The organism is Actinoplanes lutulentus, from assembly GCF_003259845.1.
GTDB lineage: Bacteria > Actinomycetota > Actinomycetes > Mycobacteriales > Micromonosporaceae > Actinoplanes > Actinoplanes lutulentus.
In genome coordinates, this window is the sequence record NZ_QLMJ01000020.1 from 199526 (window position 1) to 218472 (window position 18947).

At 69.3% G+C, this 18947-nt stretch carries 21 protein-coding genes; 7 read left to right on the forward strand and 14 right to left on the reverse strand.

Annotated features, from left to right (window positions below; translation table 11 throughout):
- Window positions 1-63 precede the first annotated feature (63 nt).
- Genes B0I29_RS35410 through B0I29_RS35425 form a run of 4 tightly spaced genes read right to left on the reverse strand, consistent with a single transcriptional unit; the run spans window position 64 to window position 2636 of the window.
- Complete coding sequence (locus B0I29_RS35410) at window positions 64-486, reverse strand: DUF6069 family protein (protein ID WP_111653487.1); 423 nt, start codon at window positions 484-486, stop codon at window positions 64-66.
- 3 nt (window positions 487-489) lie between these two features.
- Window positions 490-1401, reverse strand: coding sequence for an NmrA family NAD(P)-binding protein (locus tag B0I29_RS35415; protein ID WP_111653488.1), 912 nt, complete (start codon window positions 1399-1401; stop codon window positions 490-492).
- A 21-nt stretch (window positions 1402-1422) separates the two neighbouring features.
- Window positions 1423-2169 carry an SDR family NAD(P)-dependent oxidoreductase gene (locus tag B0I29_RS35420; RefSeq protein WP_111653489.1) on the reverse strand — a complete coding sequence of 249 codons (747 nt, stop codon included), beginning with the start codon at window positions 2167-2169 and terminating at the stop codon, window positions 1423-1425.
- A complete protein-coding gene (locus B0I29_RS35425; protein ID WP_111653490.1) occupies window positions 2166-2636 on the reverse strand; it encodes a nitroreductase family deazaflavin-dependent oxidoreductase in 471 nt (156 codons plus the stop codon). The genes B0I29_RS35420 and B0I29_RS35425 overlap by 4 nt, the downstream gene beginning before the upstream one ends.
- A 109-nt stretch (window positions 2637-2745) precedes the next feature.
- Between B0I29_RS35425 and B0I29_RS35430 the strand changes: the two genes are divergently transcribed.
- A complete protein-coding gene (locus B0I29_RS35430; protein WP_111653491.1) occupies window positions 2746-3216 on the forward strand; it encodes a MarR family winged helix-turn-helix transcriptional regulator in 471 nt (156 codons plus the stop codon).
- Window positions 3217-3220: 4 nt separating this feature from the next.
- On the opposite strand, the gene B0I29_RS35435 is transcribed toward B0I29_RS35430, so the two are convergent.
- The gene (locus B0I29_RS35435; protein WP_111653492.1) at window positions 3221-3805 is read right to left on the reverse strand and encodes a TetR/AcrR family transcriptional regulator; all 585 of its coding nucleotides are present in this window, start codon (window positions 3803-3805) and stop codon (window positions 3221-3223) included.
- Window positions 3806-3925: 120 nt separating this feature from the next.
- Here B0I29_RS35435 and B0I29_RS35440 point away from each other — a divergent pair, with 120 nt between their 5' ends.
- Both B0I29_RS35440 and B0I29_RS35445 read left to right on the forward strand, forming a co-directional pair.
- Window positions 3926-5395, forward strand: a complete 1470-nt coding sequence (locus tag B0I29_RS35440; protein WP_111653493.1) for an MFS transporter — start codon at window positions 3926-3928, stop codon at window positions 5393-5395.
- A gap of 112 nt (window positions 5396-5507) precedes the next feature.
- Window positions 5508-6008: a MarR family winged helix-turn-helix transcriptional regulator gene (locus tag B0I29_RS35445; RefSeq protein ID WP_220091520.1), complete on the forward strand. Its 501-nt coding sequence runs from the start codon at window positions 5508-5510 to the stop codon at window positions 6006-6008.
- A 1-nt stretch (window position 6009) separates the two neighbouring features.
- Here B0I29_RS35445 and soxR read toward each other — a convergent pair whose 3' ends face one another.
- Window positions 6010-6474 (reverse strand): redox-sensitive transcriptional activator SoxR, encoded by a 465-nt coding sequence (soxR, locus tag B0I29_RS35450; protein ID WP_311733559.1) that lies wholly within the window; start codon window positions 6472-6474, stop codon window positions 6010-6012.
- Between the two features lie 57 nt (window positions 6475-6531).
- Window positions 6532-7155, reverse strand: a complete 624-nt coding sequence (locus B0I29_RS35455; RefSeq protein WP_111653494.1) for an NAD(P)-dependent oxidoreductase — start codon at window positions 7153-7155, stop codon at window positions 6532-6534.
- A 202-nt stretch (window positions 7156-7357) separates the two neighbouring features.
- Here B0I29_RS35455 and B0I29_RS35460 point away from each other — a divergent pair, with 202 nt between their 5' ends.
- Window positions 7358-8230 (forward strand): LLM class flavin-dependent oxidoreductase, encoded by an 873-nt coding sequence (locus B0I29_RS35460; RefSeq protein ID WP_111653495.1) that lies wholly within the window; start codon window positions 7358-7360, stop codon window positions 8228-8230.
- Between the two features lie 23 nt (window positions 8231-8253).
- On the opposite strand, the gene B0I29_RS35465 is transcribed toward B0I29_RS35460, so the two are convergent.
- A complete protein-coding gene (locus B0I29_RS35465) occupies window positions 8254-8886 on the reverse strand; it encodes a TetR/AcrR family transcriptional regulator (RefSeq protein ID WP_111653496.1) in 633 nt (210 codons plus the stop codon).
- A 95-nt stretch (window positions 8887-8981) separates the two neighbouring features.
- On the opposite strand from B0I29_RS35465, the gene B0I29_RS35470 reads away from it, so the two are divergent.
- Together B0I29_RS35470 and B0I29_RS35475 are read left to right on the forward strand one after the other, a co-directional pair.
- Window positions 8982-10022 (forward strand): hypothetical protein, encoded by a 1041-nt coding sequence (locus B0I29_RS35470; protein WP_111653497.1) that lies wholly within the window; start codon window positions 8982-8984, stop codon window positions 10020-10022.
- An 86-nt stretch (window positions 10023-10108) separates the two neighbouring features.
- Window positions 10109-11164: a lysylphosphatidylglycerol synthase transmembrane domain-containing protein gene (locus B0I29_RS35475; RefSeq protein ID WP_375790603.1), complete on the forward strand. Its 1056-nt coding sequence runs from the start codon at window positions 10109-10111 to the stop codon at window positions 11162-11164.
- A 73-nt stretch (window positions 11165-11237) separates the two neighbouring features.
- On the opposite strand, the gene B0I29_RS35480 is transcribed toward B0I29_RS35475, so the two are convergent.
- The 3 genes from B0I29_RS35480 to B0I29_RS35490 form a co-directional block, all read right to left on the reverse strand.
- Complete coding sequence (locus tag B0I29_RS35480) at window positions 11238-12056, reverse strand: SDR family NAD(P)-dependent oxidoreductase (RefSeq protein WP_111653498.1); 819 nt, start codon at window positions 12054-12056, stop codon at window positions 11238-11240.
- 20 nt (window positions 12057-12076) lie between these two features.
- Window positions 12077-13144 (reverse strand): alkene reductase, encoded by a 1068-nt coding sequence (locus B0I29_RS35485; protein WP_111653499.1) that lies wholly within the window; start codon window positions 13142-13144, stop codon window positions 12077-12079.
- Window positions 13145-13281: 137 nt separating this feature from the next.
- Window positions 13282-13593 (reverse strand): cupin domain-containing protein, encoded by a 312-nt coding sequence (locus B0I29_RS35490; protein WP_111653500.1) that lies wholly within the window; start codon window positions 13591-13593, stop codon window positions 13282-13284.
- Window positions 13594-13721: 128 nt separating this feature from the next.
- Between B0I29_RS35490 and B0I29_RS35495 the strand changes: the two genes are divergently transcribed.
- Window positions 13722-14123: a transposase gene (locus B0I29_RS35495; protein ID WP_181558140.1), complete on the forward strand. Its 402-nt coding sequence runs from the start codon at window positions 13722-13724 to the stop codon at window positions 14121-14123.
- A 455-nt stretch (window positions 14124-14578) separates the two neighbouring features.
- On the opposite strand, the gene B0I29_RS35500 is transcribed toward B0I29_RS35495, so the two are convergent.
- From B0I29_RS35500 to B0I29_RS35510, 3 genes are all read right to left on the reverse strand, one after another.
- On the reverse strand, window positions 14579-15163 hold the full coding sequence (locus B0I29_RS35500) for a TetR/AcrR family transcriptional regulator (protein WP_111653502.1): 585 nt from the start codon (window positions 15161-15163) through the stop codon (window positions 14579-14581).
- 218 nt (window positions 15164-15381) lie between these two features.
- A complete protein-coding gene (locus tag B0I29_RS35505) occupies window positions 15382-16650 on the reverse strand; it encodes an MFS transporter (RefSeq protein WP_111653503.1) in 1269 nt (422 codons plus the stop codon).
- Between the two features lie 58 nt (window positions 16651-16708).
- Window positions 16709-18859 (reverse strand): beta-glucosidase family protein, encoded by a 2151-nt coding sequence (locus B0I29_RS35510; protein ID WP_111653504.1) that lies wholly within the window; start codon window positions 18857-18859, stop codon window positions 16709-16711.
- Window positions 18860-18947 lie beyond the last annotated feature (88 nt).

Consider the following 18947-nt stretch of genomic DNA (forward strand, 5'->3'; position numbering starts at 1 on the left):
TGTGACGGTCGGTGAGCCCGCGCCGCTGCCGGGCGGCGCGGGCGTCGCCGGGGGTGTTTCGGTTCAGCGAGTGGTGTTGCGGGGTGCGACGGCGAAGAGCCAGGCCGCGCCGGCCGCGACGTGCATCAGCGCGAGGGCGACGGCGGTGCCGGTGTCCTCGGCGACGGTGAACGGCATGGCTGCGGTGACCAGCGCGAAGGCGGCGCCGCCCCAGGCGAGCCAGCGGTGTGCGGCCGGGAAGCGGGGGATCAGGACGTAGAGGGCGACGGCGCTGGCGAGCAGCAGCGGCACCGCGGTGGAGAGGATCACCGCGAAGGCGTTGAGGTCGTACGGCGCGTCGATCTCCAGGGAGGCGCCGGCGGCGTCGCCGATCCAGAAGATGACCAGGTTGGCGACGACGGCCGCGACGGTGGCCACGCCGATCCGCAAGGGGTCGGAGGCCGTGCTGCGTTTGGCGTGTGCGGCGGCCTGCGGGGTGCTGCTCATTTATCAGAGTCCTTCGTAGATGACGTACTGCTCGACAGTGGTGGGCTGGATCTGGGGGTATCGGTCGTTCATCACCGGGTCGATCTTGGCGGTGCCGTTGAGCTGGGCCCGGTAGTACATGAGCGGCAGGAACTTGAGGAAGTTCGCGGGTCCGCCGCTCTGTAGTTCGGCGATGTGGGCGTCCAGGTCGGCCAGGGAGCCGAGGCGCTCCACGCGCAGGGTGCTGCCGGAGGCCTTCTCGTAGGCGCTCACGATCTCTGCGAAGGTGAGGCTGTCGCCGGCGACGCCGAGGACCTTGCCGATCGGGTTGTCGTCGACGGCAGCGGCGGCGGTGTAGCGGGCGGTGTCGGCGTAGGTGGTGAAGTCCATCGGGTGTTCGCCGTCGCCCCACACGTACGCGACCTTGGCCTCGGGGTCGACGACCCGGATGAAGCCGAACATGACGCGGCGGTCGAGGAACTGGCCGTTGAGCACGTGGACCACCTCGACGTCGCCGCGTTCGGCGGCGGCGTGGCCGGCGAACGCGCGGCGGATGTCGGAGTTCGTGATCTGCCCGGGTGCGACCTTGAACATGTCCAGGGAGAAGTCGGACGGGATGAAGCGGCGCACCCCGGCGTTGCGGGCGGCGCGCAGCAGGGCTGCCTGCCCGTCGACGATGATGTCCGGGCCGCCCTGCACGGCGGAGATGACGGTGGTGGCGCCGGCGGTGAACGCGGCCAGGGGGCCGACCGCGCCGGGTTCGATCGCGCCTTCCACGATCTGGGCGCCGCGGCGTTCGAGGTCGGCCACCTTGTCGCGGCTGCCGGGACGCACGAGCAGGCGCAGCCGGGTGTCCGGCAGCGCGAGAACCTCGTCGGCGATGAGCTTGCCGAGCTGGCCGCTTCCGCCGACCAGGGCGATGACTTTGGTGTCCATGACGTTCTTCTTCCGATGGGTTCAGGCGAGGGCGAAGTTTCCGGCCAGGGCTTCGTCGATCTGGCGGGGAGAGGCCAGCTGGATGGTGCGGTTGTGGACGTGGGTGCCGCCGGCGGCCAGCGCCGCCACGAAGTCACCGACCTGCTCGCCACGCAGCGGCGACCCGGGCCGGGTGCCGTTCGGCCCGAGGAAGGCCTTCATCACGACGTCGTTGACCCGCGGGGTTCCGGCGGTCTCGGCGGCGATGGCTTCGATGAGCTTGTTCTGCGCGGCCGCCGCGACGGCGATCGCGCCGATGCCGGGCGGCGGCGGGCTGATGAAGCCCGCCGGGCCGTTGATCGTGGTGTACGAGCCGCCCAGGGCGATCAGCGGCAGCAGCGCCTCGGCGGCCAGGAAGTGCGGGTAGAGCCGGGTTTCGATGACGTGCTTGAACTCGGCGAATCCGGCCTGGAGCATCGAGTGGCTCTGGTGCCAGCTCGCCGGGGCGGACGCGACCGCGAAGAGCTCGCTGGACAGGTCCCGCACCTGTGCCTGGACCTGCACCGCGCCTTCAGCGGTACCGATGTCGCCGTTGACCGGCACGAGGCGGTCGGCTGCGGCCCCGAGGCGTGACCGGAGCCGTTCGAGGTTCTGCGGGGAGCGTGACGGGACAAGGACGCGAGCGCCGGCCCGCAGGAAGCCGTCGACCAGGAAGAAGCCGACGTTGCCGGTGCCACCGACGACGAGCGTGTCGTGCCCCTTGAGTTCGGTGCCGTTGAGAGTGGTCATGATGTGCCTTCTTCCGATGGTGTGAGACGGATGATCGGCAGCTCGCGGTCGGTCTTCGTCTGGTACTCCGAGAAGCGCGGCGCCTTCGTGGTGATCTGCCGCCACGCCTCGTCGCGCTCGGTTCCGGAGAGTTGCTCGGCGATGACGGGCACCGACTGGCTGCCGATCTCCACCCGGACCCGGTCGGGGTGGGCGGCGAGGTTGTAGTACCAGGCCGGGTTGCCGGCCGCGCCGGCCGCCGAGGCCACGATCAGCCAGCTGCCGTCCGGGCCGGGGAACCAGCCCACCGGGGTTTCACGTTCGACGCCGCTCTTGCGGCCGACGGTGACCAGTACCAGCACGTTCATGCCCATGGCGTTGCCGCCTTTACGGCGGATCCGGCCCGTCATCACCCGGTTCATCAAGCGCATCAGCCGCCCGTTCGGCTGACGGGCGCCCCGGGTGCCGTTGCGCGTATCGAAGCCCATGGCATCTCCTTCTTCACCGCAAGAACTTCGCGTCACGAATCAAGTTACTTCGCGATGCGAAGTTACGCAAGGTAAGATCGGCACGTCACATCGATGAGGGGATGGAACCGTGTCGCACAACCCGGGTATCTCGGCGGCGCTGGTCCGGCTGTCGTTCCTGGTGCAGCGCCGCTACGCGCGCGTCTGCGCGGGGCACGACCTCAGCCCGGCGCAGGCGCAACTGATGTGTGTCATCAAGGACCAGGCGCGCGGCATGACCGAGCTCACCCACATGCTCGGCCTGGAGCGGCCCGGGCTCACCGGGCTGGTCGACCGGATCGAACGACGGGGCCTGCTGCGCCGCGAGTCGTCGCAGCAGGACCGGCGCGCGGTGACGGTCGCCCTTACCCCGCGGGGTAAGGAGGTCACCGAGGCGTTCTTCGCCGAGGTGACCGCCAGTCTTCAAGACGCCGTGGCGCACCTTCCGGAGACCGACCGCCAGCAGTTCGAGGCGATTGCCTTCGGCATCATCGCGGCCGAGAGTGTGCCGGCCATCTTCGGCGACGCCGAACTGCCCGGCGGCGTCCCGGAGACTCTTTGAAGGGTCAGTCCGCCGGGGCGATGACGGCGCGGATCGCGGGCTCGGCCAGCCGCAGGACGTCATCGAGGTCGGCGTCGGCGATGTGAGGCATCCGCAGCAGGTAACGCTGGGCGGCGATGCCCATCATCATGGCGCCGGCCACCGAAGCGCGCAGATGGGCTTCGGGGTCGTCGACGGTGGCGGCGATGGCGTCGACGACCTCGGTGGTGATGTGATGCCGCAGCAGTTCAGCGGCGTCCTCGCTGGTCATGCTCGCGCGTACCAGGACCGCCATCGGGCTGTTCGGGTCGGCGGCCCAGCTGCTCAGCATGCCGTGCATGAAGTTGTGCACGGTCTGAACGGGGTCGTCGGTGGTCATCTCCGCGATCGGGATGTGCCAGTGCACGGCGGCCCGGAAGAGCTGCTGCTTGCTGCCGAAGTACTGCAGGATCGACGACTTGTCGACCTCGGCCGCCGCGGCGATGCCGCGGATGGTGGTGCGTTCGTAGCCGAGTTCGGCGAACAGCCGCCGGGCGGTCTCCAGGATGCGCCGGCGGGTGCGCTCGCCCTTGCGCTCGCCGGCCGACGCCGACGTGGCGGCCTGGGTCATCTCTACGCCCTCCCTGCTTGGCGCCCCTGATCGTACCGGCTCAAAAAGTAGACACCTGTTGAGTTATTGTCGTGCCGATCGTGAGAACTCAACGCTTGTCCACGTTTTCTTGGAGCGCCGATGCAGAAGCAACATCCCGCACTCGCCTTGGTCGTCATCGCGGCCGCGCAACTGATGGTGGTGCTGGACAGCACGATCACGAACATCGCGCTGCCGAGCATCCAGAAGGACCTGGAGGTGTCCGCCTCGGGCCTGTCCTGGATCGTCAACTCCTACGTGCTCGCGTTCGGCGGGCTGCTGCTGCTCGGTGGCCGCGCCGGTGACCTCTACGGCAAACGGCGCATGTTCCGCCTCGGCTTGATGGTGTTCTCCGCTGCCTCGCTGCTCGGCGGCCTGGCGCCGAACGCCGAACTGCTCATCGCCGCCCGGGTGTTGCAGGGTATGGGCGCCGCCGTGATCGCACCGACCGCGCTGTCACTGATCGCCACGACCTTCGCCGAAGGCCCGGCGCGGAACCGGGCGATGGGCGTCTACGCCGCGATGGCCGGACTCGGCTCGACGGCCGGCCTGCTGCTCGGTGGTGTGCTCACCGACTACCTGAGCTGGCGCTGGGTCATGTTCGTCAACGTCCCGATCGGCCTGGCCGTGCTGGTCGGCACCCGGCTGCTGGCCAGCGGTGAGAAGCTGCGCGGCGAGCTGGACGTGCGCGGCGCGATCACCGGCACCGGCGGCCTGACCGCTCTGGTCTACGCCATCACCCAGGGCGGCGACCGGGGCTGGACCGACAGCGTCACCCTCGGCATGTTCACCATCGCCGCGGTCCTGCTGATCACCTTCCTGCGTACCCAAGGCCGCACCAAGCACCCGCTGATGCCGTTGCGGCTGCTGCGCAACCGCAACCGGGCCGGCTCCTACGCCACCATGCTGTTCATCGGTGCGGCCATGTTCGCCACCTTCTACTTCCTGTCGCTCTACATGCAGCAGGTCAAGGGGTACAGCCCGGTCCGCACCGGCTTCGCCTACCTGCCGTTCAGCGTCGGCATGGGCGTCTCGGCCGGACTCGGTTCCCGCCTGGCCGGCCGGTTCCCGCCCCGCATGCTGGCCGGTCCCGGCCTGGTGGTCGCCGCCGGCGGCATGCTCTGGTTCAGCCAGCTGGAACCGTCCTCGTCGTACCTCACCCACCTGATGCCGGCGATGTTCCTCACCGCGCTGGGCCTCGGGGCGGGCTTCCTGCCGATGACCCTCGGTGCGGTCGCGGGTGTCGACCGCAACGACACCGGCATCGCCTCCGCGCTGCTCAACACCGCCCAGCAGATCGGCGGCGCGGTGGGCCTGGCCGTTCTGGCCACGGTGTCCACCGCCGCCGCCGACGATCAGCTGCCGCATGCCGACGCCGTGTTCTTCCAGGGCTTGGCGACCGGCGACATGTCCCTGGTCCAGCAGGCCGCTGACGCGCTCACCCACGGCTACACCGTCGCTTTCACCTGCGCTGCCGGGCTTCTGCTCACCGCCCTGGTCATCGTCGTCACCGCGGTCAACGCCGGCCGTCAGCAGCCCGCCCAGGACGCGGCTCCCGCACACGTCGGCTGAAACGCTCGTGGGGCGCGGCCGGCAGCCGGCCGCGCCCCACGCAGAGCCAGGTAGAGCACGACCGCCAGATGGATAAACTGGCGATCCACTGCTCGGACAGCCAGGAGGACGCGTGTCAGCCGGAGAACTGCCGGATTACCAGGGACCGGCCGCTGACATCCCGGTCCCGGTCTCCGCTGCGGCCGGCCCGGTCAGCCACGCGATCTTCCGCGTCGCCCGGCTGCACAAAATGCACGTCGGCCAGTTGCTGCGCCGCGTCGGCCTGCACCCCGGCCAGGAACTGGTCATGATGCAGCTGTGGGACAAGGGCCCGCAGCGCCAGGCCGACCTGGTGCGGCTCCTGGACTCGGACGCCGCCACCATGACCCGCACCGTCCAGCGCCTGGAGCACGCGGGTTTCGTGCGCCGCTCGCCGTGCGCCTCCGACAAGCGGGTCACCATCGTCGAACCCACCGCAGCCAGCCTCGCCCTGCGCCGCGAAGTCGAGAACATCTGGACCGAGCTGGAGGACCGCACGTTCGGCGAGCAGAGCGCCGCCGAACGCGCCGAAGCCCTCCGCGTCCTCGAACGCATCGAGGACAACCTGGCACGTGCGGCCACCCAGAAAGACTGAGTCAGCGGCTGGCCTCGTCGAGCCGCACCGGCCCCTGGCCGCGTCTGCCGAGGTCGTCGTCGGGATTGAGCAGGCCGCAGGACTTCATCGAGAGGCATCCGCAGCCGATGCAGCCGACGAGCTGGTGTTCGAGATTCTCGATGAAGCGCCGGCGTCCTTCCAGCTCCCGTTTCCAGGACCGCGAGACGCGCTCCCAGTCCGCCTGCGTCGGCGCCCGGTCGACGGGCAGCGTCGCGAAGATCTCGGCGACCGCGGCGAGATCGATGCCGAGCCGCCGGGCGATCTGGATGAACGAGACCCGGCGCAGCATGTGCCGCCGGTAACGCCGTTGATTGCCCCCGCTGCGCTCGGCGAAGATGAGCCCCTTGCTCTCGTAGAAGCGCAGAGCGGACGCCGGCATCCCGGTCCGGGCGGTGACCTCACCGAGAGTGAGCCGATCGTCGGGACTCGCCGACTCCATCCGCATCACAGCTCCTCAAACCCCAAAGATCAAGATCAAATTCTGGTACGGGGATCCGGGGCGTCAGTAGGTCAGGGTGGGCATGCGCTTGCTCCACTGAGCGTCGGCTAGTTGATCGAGCAGGAAGTTCGCCAGGTCGGCGCGATTCAGCCGTGAGCCGCCGCGCGGGTTCGTGCCGTCGCCGACCCGGAAGGCCCCGGTGGCCGGCTTGTCGCCGAGATACCCGGCGCGGACCAGCGTCCAGTCGAGCCGGCTGGACTGCACGATGTCCTCCATCACGGCCATGTCCTTGTACAGCTCGCTCAGGAACAGCGGGATCGCCAGCCGGAACCACCAGGGCAGCCCGGGATCCTTGGGCTGCACCCCGCCGGAGGAGACCACGATCAGCCGTGGCACCTGGGCGCCCTGCAGCGCGGTGACGATGGCGTCGGCGCCCCGCGAGTAGATGCCGTTCGGGTGCCGGGCCGTGCTGCCGATCGCGGAGATCGCCGCGTCGTGCCCGACAGCGATCTCCCGCAGCCGGCGCTGGTCGCCGAGCACGTCAGCGGGGCTCAGGGTCAGCCAGGGGCTGGCCGGCAGGCCGTCCAGGTGACGTGCCACGGCGGTCACCTGGTGCCCGCGCTCAAGCGCACCGGATACGACGAGACGCCCGGTGCCGCCGCTGGCCCCGAAGACGATCAGCTTCATGCGAGTTCCTCAGCCTGTTGGTGGTGGGCCGCTGCGAGTTCAGTCCGGCCGCCCATCTAAAATGTAGACAAGCGTTGAGAATCCTATGCATGCGGGTCACGGTCAGCAACATCAGCGGTCGCGGCGACATTGGCAAACCCGGCCCGCCGCCACGCCGGCCTTGCTCCACTGAAACGACACCACCCGCAGTCGAGGAGGACCCATGACACTGCCTCTGGTCTTCGGCGCCAACGTCGACCCGACCTGGCGTCCGGCTCAGGAACCGTTGCGGCGCGCTCTTGACGCCGAGCAGCTGGGCTTCGACCTGATCACCGTCCAGGACCACCCGTACCAGGCCGCCTTCTACGACACCTGGACGCTGCTGACCTACCTCGCCGCCCGCACCGAACGCATCACGCTCGTGCCCACGGTGGCTCCGCTGCCGCTGCGGCCGCCCGCCATCCTGGCCAAGTCGGCGGCCAGCCTCGACGTGCTCACCGGCGGCCGGGTCCAGCTCGGGCTCGGCACCGGCGCGTTCTGGGATGCCATCGCCGCGATGGACGGCCCGCGCCGCAGCCCGAAGGAGGCGGTCGACGCCCTCGAGGAAGCCATCGCGGTCATCCGAGCGATGTGGAGCGGCCAGCGCAGCGCCCGGGTCGCCGGCGACTACCACCAGCTCGCCGGCATTCATCCGGGGCCGCCGCCCGGCCCCGGACTCGGGATCTGGCTGGGCGCCTACGGCCCCCGCATGCTCACCTTGACGGGCGCGAAAGCGGATGGCTGGCTGCCCTCACACGCCTACCTCGGCCTCGACAAACTCGCCGCCGCGTCCCGCCGCGTCGACGATGCCGCCACCGAGGCCGGCCGCGACCCCGCCGCGATCCGCAAGATCTACAACATCGCCGGTGTGATCGGCGACGAGAGCGGCGAACCCTTCGGGGGCTCGGCTCAGCAGTGGATCGACCAGCTCGTCACGGTCGTCGGCGACAACGCGATGAACGGCTTCGTGTTCTGGCCCGCGGCCGACCACGACCGGCAACTGCGCCGGTTCGCCGAGGACGTCGTACCGGGCGTCCGCGCCGCCCTGGCCCGATGATCGGGCGACACGACAGGGCATGCTCAATCCGCCGCACGCGAGAACACCGGCGTCCCCGACAGCAGGACCCGCATGCCGGCGAGATAGCCGCCGGTGTCCGTGTCGGTGACCAGCAGGCGTTGCAGGATGAATCCCTGCACGAGGCTCAGCATGGCGGCGCCCACCTGTTCCGGATCGGCGTCGGCGGGCAGGGTGCCGGCTGCCTGCCTGCGGCGGACCACCTCGGCGAAATTGCCGCGCAGCCGCCGGTAGACCTCGTTGGCGCGGGCGGAGAGTTCCGGGTTGCGCAGCGCTTCCGACCACACCTGCATCCCGATCCGGGTCAGGTCGATCCCCGTCACCGGGTCGCACACGATGCGGTCGGTGATCGCGGTGATCATCGCGGTCACGGCCTGCTCGGGTGACGGTGTCGCGCCGTCGGCGAGCAAATCCGCGAACGCCTCGTCCGCGGTCGACAGCGCCGTCTCCGCCACCGAGCCGATCAGCTCCTCCTTGCTGCGGAAGTACCGGTACACCGCGCCGGCGGACAACCCGGACTCGCTGATGATGTCGGCCATCGACGTGGCATGGAAGCCGTTGGTGGCGACGAGCCGCGCGGCTGCGGCCACGATCTCCGCTCGACGATCGGCCCGGTACTGCTCAGTGACGCGTGGCATATGCCGACGGTAAAACGAACGACCGTTCTTGACAACGAGAACCGGCACTCCCACACTTGAAAAAAAGCGAACAATCGTTCTTTTAAGGAGTCGACATGGCTGCCCAGGCCCCGCAGACAGCTACTGAACCCTCACCCTGGCCCAAGGTCGCTGGAGCCGTCGCGCTGCTGACCGTCATCATCAGCGTGCTGCTCACCGCCTTCGCCTGGCCCTCGGTGCGGTCCTCGGTCCACGACATACCGATCGCCGTCGCCGGCCCGGCTGCCGCGGCCGACCAGGTCACCGCGGCCCTGCAGCAACGCCTGCCGGACGCCTTCGACATCACCCGGGTCACCGACACCGCCGCCGCCGAACAGCTGATCCGCGATCGGGACGTCTACGGCGCGATCGACGTCACCACCGGCACCCCGCAGGTCATCACCGCGACCGCCGCCAGCGCCTCGGTCGCACAGACCCTCCAGTCCGTCGCCACCGCGCTCGGGCAGACGCAGGCACAGGGAAGCAGCGCGGCGATCGCCGTCCGCGACATCGTCGCGTTGCCCGCCGACGACCCGCGCGGCGCCGGCCTGGCCGCCGGAGCCCTGCCCCTGGTCATGGGTGGACTGCTCGCCGCGGTCCTGCTCACCAACCTGGTCCGCGGCATCGCCCGCCGCGTCGCCGGCGCGCTCGCCTTCGCGATCACCGGCGGTCTGGCCATGGCGGCGATCCTGCAATTCTGGCTCGGTTCCCTCGACGGCTCCTACCTGGCCAACACCGGCGCCATCGCACTGACCATCGCCGCCACCTCGATGACCATCCTCGGCTTGGAATCCCTGCTCGGAACCCCCGGTCTCGGCATCGGCGCGGCCACCATGATGCTGCTCGGCAACCCGCTCTCCGGCACCGCCACCGCCCCGGAGATGCTGCCCGGTTGGGCCGGCGCTCTCGGCCAGCTGCTCCCGCCCGGCGCCGGCGGCCAGCTGCTGCGCTCCACCGCCTACTTCGACGGCAACGGCGCCGCCCATTCCGTCATCGTCCTGTCCGGCTGGCTGCTGCTCGGCATCGTCCTCACCGTAGCCAGCGGCCTGCGTGCCCGCCGTCCCGGCGCTGCGACCGCCGACGCCACCACGCGGCCGAAGGTCAGCACTGCCGTCTGAGTACTACTCCATGCCCCAGTGAGGTGGCCGTCCCTTCGTCGGCCGCCTCACCATCCTCCCGACTTCACCACCGACAGGAAACGCTCGTGAGCTGCGAGAACCTGACAAGAGCACCAGAGCATCGGCCTGCCAAGGCGGTATCGGCCGACGGCAGGAACAGGGCGAGCAGCCGCGGAGTTCTTCGGGCCCTGACGCTTGGCTCGCTGGCCGCTCTGTTCATCACGGAACTGGTCCTCGCCTGGCCCCGCTTGGCTGAAGCGGTCTCCCACCTGCAAGCCCCACACCCGGGCTGGCTGGCCGCGGCGGTGGCCATGGCCCTGGGATCGATGGCGAACTACGGTCGCATGCAACGCAGCCTGCTGCGCTCCGCCGACGTCCGCCTCTCCCTGCACCAGCACATCGGCATGGCCTACGCCGCCCACTCACTCAACGAAACCCTGCCCGGCGGCCCGGCCTTCTCCACCCGCTTCAACTACCAGCAACTACGCCGCTACGGTGTCAGCCCCGCGATCGCCTCCTGGTCCATCGCCCTGTCGGGCATCTTCTCCGCCGCCGCACTGGCGGCCATCAGCGCGGGCGCCGCTGTCGCGGCCAACAGCAAACCCTCCTGGGGTACGTTGTCCGCACTCTGCTTCACGGGGCTGCTGCTCAGCTACGCGATCCGCCAGCTGACCCGCTACCCGCACACGGTTCAACCGATCATCCGCAGCGTCCTGGCGAGCGTGAACCGCTTGCTGAGCCGCCCCGCCGACCACGGCCTCGACCGCCTGCGTGACCTGGTGAACCAGCTGCGCGCCGCCCGTCTGACCCCGGGACACGCCGTTTCCGCCGCTATGTTCGCGCTGCTCAACTGGCTGCTCGACGCGCTGTGTCTCTGGCTTTCCTTCCGCGCGGTCGGTGGCGGGTCCGTCAGCGCCACCGCACTGATCCTGGCCTACTGCGCCGGCATGGCCGCCGCCACCATCACCATCGTGCCCGGCGGACTCGGCATCATCGACAGCGCACTGATCCTGGGCCTGGTCGCCGGCGGCGTCGACACCGCTACCGCGATCGCCGCCACCGTGCTGTACCGCCTCATCAGCTTCGGCTTCATCGTCGGCGCCGGCTGGATCGTCTGGCTGGCGATGCGCCGCCATCGGTGATCACCGGACAACGGCAGACGCCCGGCTGACGCGGTGAAGCGCCGGCCGGGCGTTCTCAGTGATCTCTTGGTGATCACACGGTCGTGGACAGGGCGGCGAGCCGGGCGGTCTCGGCGTCGTCGCGCCAGCCGGCCGTGGCGCCGCCGTCGATGACGAAGTTTTGCCCGGTGACCCAGCTCGACTCGTCGGAGGCGAGGTACAGGGCCATGTGAGCGATGTCGTCAGGCCGGCCCGCCCGCTGGATGAGGGCGTTGCCGATCTGCCACGCCCGGCCTTCCGGGTCGACGGCCTTGTCCGTGGCAGGGGTGCTGATGAAGCCGGGCGAGATGGCGTTGGCGCGAACGCCGCGCGAGGCGCCTTCGGCCGCGAGGGCCAGTGTCATGGAGATGACGCCGCCCTTGGCGGCGGCGTGGGCGACCTGGGCGAGGGGCTCGATGCCGCGCAGCGCGGAGTACGAGCCGACGTTGATCAGCGAGCCACCGCCGTCGAGCAGCAGCGGCCAGGCCGCGCTGGTGGTGTGGAAGACCAGGTCGAGCTCGACGGTCATCACGTGACGCCAGAGGGCGAAGTCCATCTGCGCGAAGGGTGCGAAGCCGAAGCCGGAGGCGTTGTTGTAGAGCACGTCGAGCCCGCCCAGGCGCTGGGCGCCGTCGCGTACCCACCCACCGGCGGCCTCGGGATCGCTGAGGTCGACGGTGGAGCCGGTGACCTCGAAGCCCTCGGCACGAAGCTTCTCGGCGCTGGCCTCGGCGGCGCCGTCACGAAGGTCGCAGCCGACGACGGTGGCGCCCGCGGCGGCGAACAGTCGCTGCGCGGCCTCGCCTTGGCCACCACCGGTGCCGGTGATCAGGACGCGCTTGCCGGCCAGCCGGCCGGATGTGTGCGAAGACATGACCTGTTCCTTCTTCCTCGTCAGGGCAGGGTGGGGTAGTCGATGTAGCCGCGGTGGTCGCCGCCGAACGCCGCCGAGAAATCGGGGGTGTTGAACGGCCCGCCGGCCGCGAGACGCGCGGGCAGGTCGGGGTTGGACAGGAACATCGCGCCGAAGGCGATGATGTCGGCGGTACCGTCCTCGATGAGCGTGAGCTCCTGCGGCCCGGTCGGTGTGGTGCCGGTGAACGGATTGAGGATGAGCGTGGAAGGCCATTCCTTGCGCAGCTGGTTGGTCAGCTCGCGGTGGTCGCTCTCCATCACGTGCAGGTAGGCCAGATCGAGCGGGGCGAGCCGGGCGATCAGCGCGCCGTACATCTGCTCGACGTCGTGCTCGGTGATGTCGTTGTGGGTGTTGTGCGGGGAGATCCGGAAGCCGACCCGGTTGCCGCCGATCGCGTCGGCCACCGCGGTGGCGACCTCCACGCCGAAGCGGATGCGACCCTCGATGGAGCCGCCCCAGCCGTCGGTGCGCTGGTTGGCGTTGGTGGAGAGGAACTGCTGGATCAGGTAGCCGTTGGCACCGTGGATCTCCACACCGTCGAACCCGGCGGCGATCGCGTTGCGGGCCGCGTCGGCGAAGTCGCGGATCGTCTCGAGGATCTCCGCCTCGGTCAGCTCCTTGGGCGGGGTGAAGTCCTGCATGCCCTCGTAGGTGAAGATCTGCCCGGCGGCGGCAGCCGCGGACGGGGCGACCGGAACGAGGCCGTCCGGCAGCACGCCGGCGTGGCCGATACGTCCGACGTGCATCAGCTGCGCGAAGATCACGCCGCCCTCGGCGTGCACGGCGTCGGTGACTGTCCGCCAGGCCGCTACCTGCTCGTCCGAGTGCAGGCCCGGGGTGTTGGTGTAACCCTGGCCCACCACCGACGGCTGGATGCCCTCCGTGATGATCAGACCAGCGCTGGCCCGCTGCGCGTAGTACGTGGCCGTCATGTCGGTCGGGGTCGCGCCGGGAACGGTCGCCCGGCTGCGCGTCATGGGCGACATCGCGATCCGGTTGGACAGTCGCTTGCCGGCCAGATCGTAAGGGTCGAATGCCGAAGTCATAATCGTTTCCTTTGATGTTCGGAGAGTTACCTGTCTGAACAGTAAATTAAGTCAGAGTGAGCCACTAAGGCGAAGTTAGCGAGGTCACCCTTCGTCTAGGCTGATTTATCTGTCCGGACAACTTTGCTGCAGGGTGTTCAGCGTGGCGGGCCGAGGATGACCTGTCCGTGCTGCTCGGCGGCCTCGGCCAGCGTCACCGGGTCGATGGCGAAGCCTTCCGGCCGAGGGGCGGTGACATCGCGTCCGGCCTGCCGGAACATGCCCTCGATGCCGGCCGGCGTGGCGATCATCAAGAGGTCCGCGGTGTCCGAGGTGATCCGGTAGCCATGCGGGATGTTCTTCGGCAGGTAGACGATGCCGCCCTCGGACAGCTCCATCTGCTCCTCGCCGAGCCACAGCAGCGCTGTGCCCTTGATCAGCATGAAGATCTCATCCTCGCGGGTGTGCAGATGAAACCGGCTGGCACGGCAACATCCAAGCCCTACATCGGGAGATCACCGAGCAAGGATTCACCGGTAGCTACTCCACCGTCCGCGACTTCCTACAGGCCTGCCCCGCCCCTGAACTGCCGAAACGGTTGTCTCCGCCGTCCGTCCGGCGGGTCACGGGGTGGATCTGCCGACGCCCCGACAACCTGGCCGACGACGACCGGCTGGCTCTGGCCGCACTGCTCGACCGGTGTCCCGAACTACGCCAGGCCCACCAACTCGTCCGTGAGTTCGCCGCGATGATGGCCCACCGCACCGGCAGCACGGACCTCACCGACTGGATCACCACCGCCGTCGACACCGGGCTGCCCGGCATCAGCACCTTCGCCCGGCACCTCGCTACCGACCTCGCAGCGGTCACCGCCGGTCTCACCCTGCACTGGAGCTCCGGCCCCGTCGAAGGCAACGTTAACCGGATCAAAATGCTGAAGCGGCAGACCTACGGCCGGGCCAACTTCGACCTGCTCAGGAAGCGAGTCCTCCTCGCGTGAGCGAGTGCCGGGGCCGACTCAGCTCCCGGAAAGTGGGCCAGAACCTCCTTAGGAGACGTCGACCCGTCGTCGCCACACGCGCGGCGAGATGGCAGCGGCGAGGTGATGGCGCCGATGCTGATCCGGCACGAGTTCGCTGCGCTCAGGTCCGGGGCGCGACGCTGGAGGCGCCCTCCAGGTCATTCTTGCGAACGACAGCCCTCGTCATCGGGAGAACAGCTAGACCTGGAGGTCTCCGATGGGGTGCTTGTCTCTGGTGTGACCACATCCACCTGGAGGGATCACCTTTGGGCGGCGCGGGGCATCGCGGGCCACCCGGGCGCCATCTCGGGACCGGCTCAGAAAACGGGTTCGAATCAGTGCGCGCGGACGCCGGCATGTGCACCGTCGCTGACCTGGGTGCCGGGCCTGGCCCGTACCTGCCTACCTCAGACGTCTTTGCGGGGCGACGTGGGTCAGGCGAAGAATCGGTGGCAGAACGCCGCCCATACAGCGAGAGGATCGAGGTCGGGGTTGCGCAGCCACTCGATCTCCAGCCCCTGCCAGAACGCGAGTAGCTCGACTGCGGCGACACCCGGGTCGGCCTTCCAGGCGAGAGCCATTTCCAGCTCGGCCGTTGCCTGCCGGGATCGCTGGGTGAAGTAGTCGTGCGCGGGATGCGTCGGTGACAGTGCCTCGGCGCCGAGGATGTAGTAGAGCCGGATGATTTCTCGTTGATTGATGTTGCGCTCGAAGATGCGGGTGAAGTATTGGCGTGCTGCGGCCGGGGTGGGCTCCGGCATCGGTTCCTCGCCGGCCGTCACGAAGTCCTGGGCGTCGCGGTGTTCGAGCACCGCGAGCAGCAGTTGATTCATCGACGGGAAGTAGTGCAGCACGGATTGCTTACGGATGCCGCAGGCCTCGCCGACGTCGGCCAGTGACACCGCGTTGAAACCTGACCCGCTGATCAGCCGGGTAGCCTGCCGGATGATCTGCTCGCGGCGGACTTCCGGGCTGAGCCGTACCTTCCGGCGGGCCTCGGTCTCGTCGGTGGACGTCATGGTGGCTCCTCACCCGGCGGATCCAGAACTTTACCACTCGGTAGATAGCGGGTCGTGGAGCGTGGGTGGCCCGGTCGCTGATCTCCGGGCACCGTGGTGGTGAGGGCAACGCCCGGCTCGGGCGTGCGGTCCATCGGTGCGCAGGTGCTCGCCGCCGACTGTCAGCGTTCGCTGTCGGCGGCGAGCGGCACGACCATCTGGCCGGCGGGTCCCGGGACTCAGCGCACTGATTTGATCTTGAAGATGCTGACGGCGCCGACGCTGATGATGACCAGCGATATCACGAACACCGGCCGATAACCGAGTCCAGCCGAGACGATGCCTGAGGTGATCAGAGGCGCGAGCACCTGCGGCACGGTGTTGGCGGTGTTGAGGATCCCGAGGTCCTTGCCGCGAGCGTCCTCCGACGGCAGGACCTCCGTCATGAGGGCGGCGTCGACCGAGAGAAACGCCCCGAGCCCAAGGCCGGACACCGCGGAGAAGATCACCATCGAGGTCGCCGTCGGCCAGGCCAGCGGGAGCACCACGGCGATCCCGAAGAGAGCCGAGGCGAGGAAGATCGGGATTTTGCGCCGCCCGATCCGGTCCGAGACCGGTCCGGCGACCAGCGTCCCGACCGTGATCGTCACCAGGCTTCCAAGCCCGGCGTACGCCACGATGTCGCCGGCATCGTGGTCGGACAGCCCGATGTAGTCGGTGAGCAGGTAGAGCATGAAGCTCTGCACTATGAACAAGCCGAGCAGCAGCAGGAAGCGCCCGGCGAAGGCCCAGTAGAAGTCCGGTGCGCCGGACGGGAACCGGAAGGCATCGAGCAGACCGCGCAGATCCAGTTTCGCCCGCGGCTGGTCCGTGCTCGGGTGATCGGGCGCGATGAACACGAAGGGGAGCGTCAGAACGAGCAGGGACACGGCCAGCACCGGAAGGAGCGGGTCGGGGTCACTGATGAAGCGTGACGCGACGATCGACCCGATGGCGCCGGCGATGACCTGGGCGCCACCGTAGACCGCGGAGGCGGTGCCCCTGCTGTCGCTGGGTATCCGGTCCGGGAAGACCGCCAGGGCTGCGGCCGGAAGCGCGTTGAACAGCAGCGAGTAGCCGACCCAGGCTGCGAAGAAGGTGCCGAGGGACTGTGCCAGGGCCATGAGGATCAGCATCGCGGCGCCGGTGACCGCACCGAAGACGATCCAGGGGGTGCGGCGTCCCCAGCGGCTGCGGGTCAGGTCCGACACCGCTCCCCAGGCGAAGAGCGCGATCGTGGTCGCCACCGCGGTGAGGGCGGTGCCGACGCCGAGGACGAACACTTTGTCGTCAGGGGCCAGAACGGCGATCTTGGCGGCAGCCACGACGGTGGTCAGCGCGCCGTTCGCGAACACCCAGCCGAATCCGAGGAGGAAGAGGCCGTAGCCGAGGCGACGCTGGCTGACCCGGGAGCGCACGACGGTCTCCGTGCCGGGATGAGGAGGAGATTCAGGCAGATCGGTGGACATCTGGACCAACTCTCGGGTTCGGGGGCGGGCGGTGCGGTGGCTCGTGCGAAGCAATGGCCTACACAGCGAGCGGCTGGACGTCGTCGATGGCGCTCGGGCTGTGGGCGGCGGCGAGGATCCCCCACGTTCCGGGCCGGCGAGACCAGGAGTGGGTCCGTGGGTCGCGCTGCCGGGTGGGGGTGAGGTCGAGCGCGACTTCGACCGTGCTTTCAGCTCCCGGTGCGAGGTCGACGCGGCGGAAGCCGATCAGCTGAGGTACGGGCCGCGCGGCCGAGGTGTCGGCGGCGTAGATCTGCACCACGGTCGATCCGGTGCGCGGCCCGGTGTTGCGCACCCGTACCGTCGCCGTGCCGTCCGTCTCGGTGACCCGGTGGTCGACGAGTTCGTGCTCGAAGGTGGTGTAGCCGAGCCCGAAGCCGAACGGGAAGGCCGCGGTGTTTCCGTCGTGGTCGAGTTTTCGCTGTCCCCACGATGCGTCGTAGACGATGGTGCGCGCTTCGGCGTCGAAGGGCGGCAGGTGCTCGGCACTGGTGGGGATGGACACCGGCAGCCGGCCGCCGGGCTCGGCGGCGCCGGTGAGTACGTCGGCGAGGGCCCGGCCGCCCTCCATGCCGGGGTACCAGGCGTGCAGGATGGCGGGGACCTTCGTACGCCAGGCCTCGACGATGATGGCGCTGCCGCCGATCAGCACCACCGCGGTCCGGGGGTTCGCGTCGGCGACCGCGGCGACCAGCCGCTCGTCGCCGGGGTGCAGGGTCAGCGCGTCGCGGTCGCCGCCACGGCCGAATTGGCTGCGCTTTTTCGCCAGCTTGTTCATCGCCCACTTGAACGGGCCGAAGGTGAACGGGAAGCCGAAGACGTCGAGGTTGATGTCGTCGTTCTCGACACGTTCGCCCTCGTCGTCGTGGTCCATGCCGACGACCAGGATGGCTGCGTCGGCTGCGGTGGCCGCGGCGACGGCCGCCGTGACGTCGGTGCCGTCGGCGTGCACGATCTCGACACCGGGCAGCGCCTCACGCAGCCCGTCCAACGGCGAGCTGGTGGCCGGCGGGTGCACCAGCGACGAGCCGTGGTCGCCGGTGTTCGCCTGCCCGGCGAGTTTGCCGATCACCGCGAGCCGTTTGATCGCCGGGTCGAGCGGGAGGATGGGTGCGTTGCCGACCGTGTCGTTCTTGAGCAGCACCATCGCTCTCGTGGCGACGGTCCGGGCGAGAGCGCGGTGGACGGGGCCGGCGATCACGTCGGCCGAGGGCTCCTCCAGGTCACGGGTTGCGGCGTGGCCGAGAGTGGTGCGCAGGATGCGGTGCGCTGAGCGGATCACGGTGTCGCGGGACAGACGGCCGTCCTTCAACGCCGCCGGCAGCTCCCGGGCGCGCAGCAGCCGCAGCGGCATCTCGACGTCCAGGCCGGCTTCGAGGCTTTCGAGTCCGTCGTGGGTGCCGAAGACCCAGTCGCTGGTGACGAACCCGTCGAAGCCCCACTCGTCGCGCAGGATGTCGGTCAGCAGCACCTTGTTGACGTCCATGAACTGGCCGTTGACGGAGTTGTAGGCGCTCATCACGGATTCGGCGCCGGCGTCGATCACCGCCTTGAAGTGCGGCAGGTACACCTCGTGCAGGGCGTGCTCGTCGACGGTGACGTCGACGCGGAAGCGGGCGTTCTCCATCGAGTTGAGGGCGAAGTGTTTGACGCAGGCCATCACGTTGGGCCGCAGCCCATGGGTGAGCCCGGCGCCCATCGCGCCGATGAGGACCGGATCCTCGCCGTACGTCTCCTGGGCGCGTCCCCAGGCGGGGTGCCGCAGCAGGTTGATGCAGACGGCGCCGGAGTAGTTGGCACCGTGGGCGCGGGCCTCCAGGCCCATCGCGGTGCCGACCTGTTGTTCGAGGTCGGGATCCCAGGTCGCGCCGCGCGCCATGCTGACCGGGAACGCGGTCGACCCGTCGATGACCACGCCGCGAGGCCCGTCGGTGAACCGGATGCCGGGGATTCCGAGGCGTTCGATCGCCCCGCCGACGATCGGCCCCGCTTTGATCTTTCCTGGGAGCTGGGCCATCGACCGGGGTGCAACGTCACCGTCGAGCACCCAGAGCAACTCGTCGTCGGTCATCTCGGCGATGAGTAGATGGGCGGCCTCGGCGGCGGTGAGCTCACCCGAGCGGATCCGCCGAGCGAGGTCGCCGAAGGTGTTGATGCCGGTGCGTGCCATGTCGGTACTCCCGTTCGGCGGGTGCGGCGGTCACGTGGACCGTCGCCCGCGGTTGTTGTCGGTTTGTTGAAGGAAGTCGTGGTCCGGT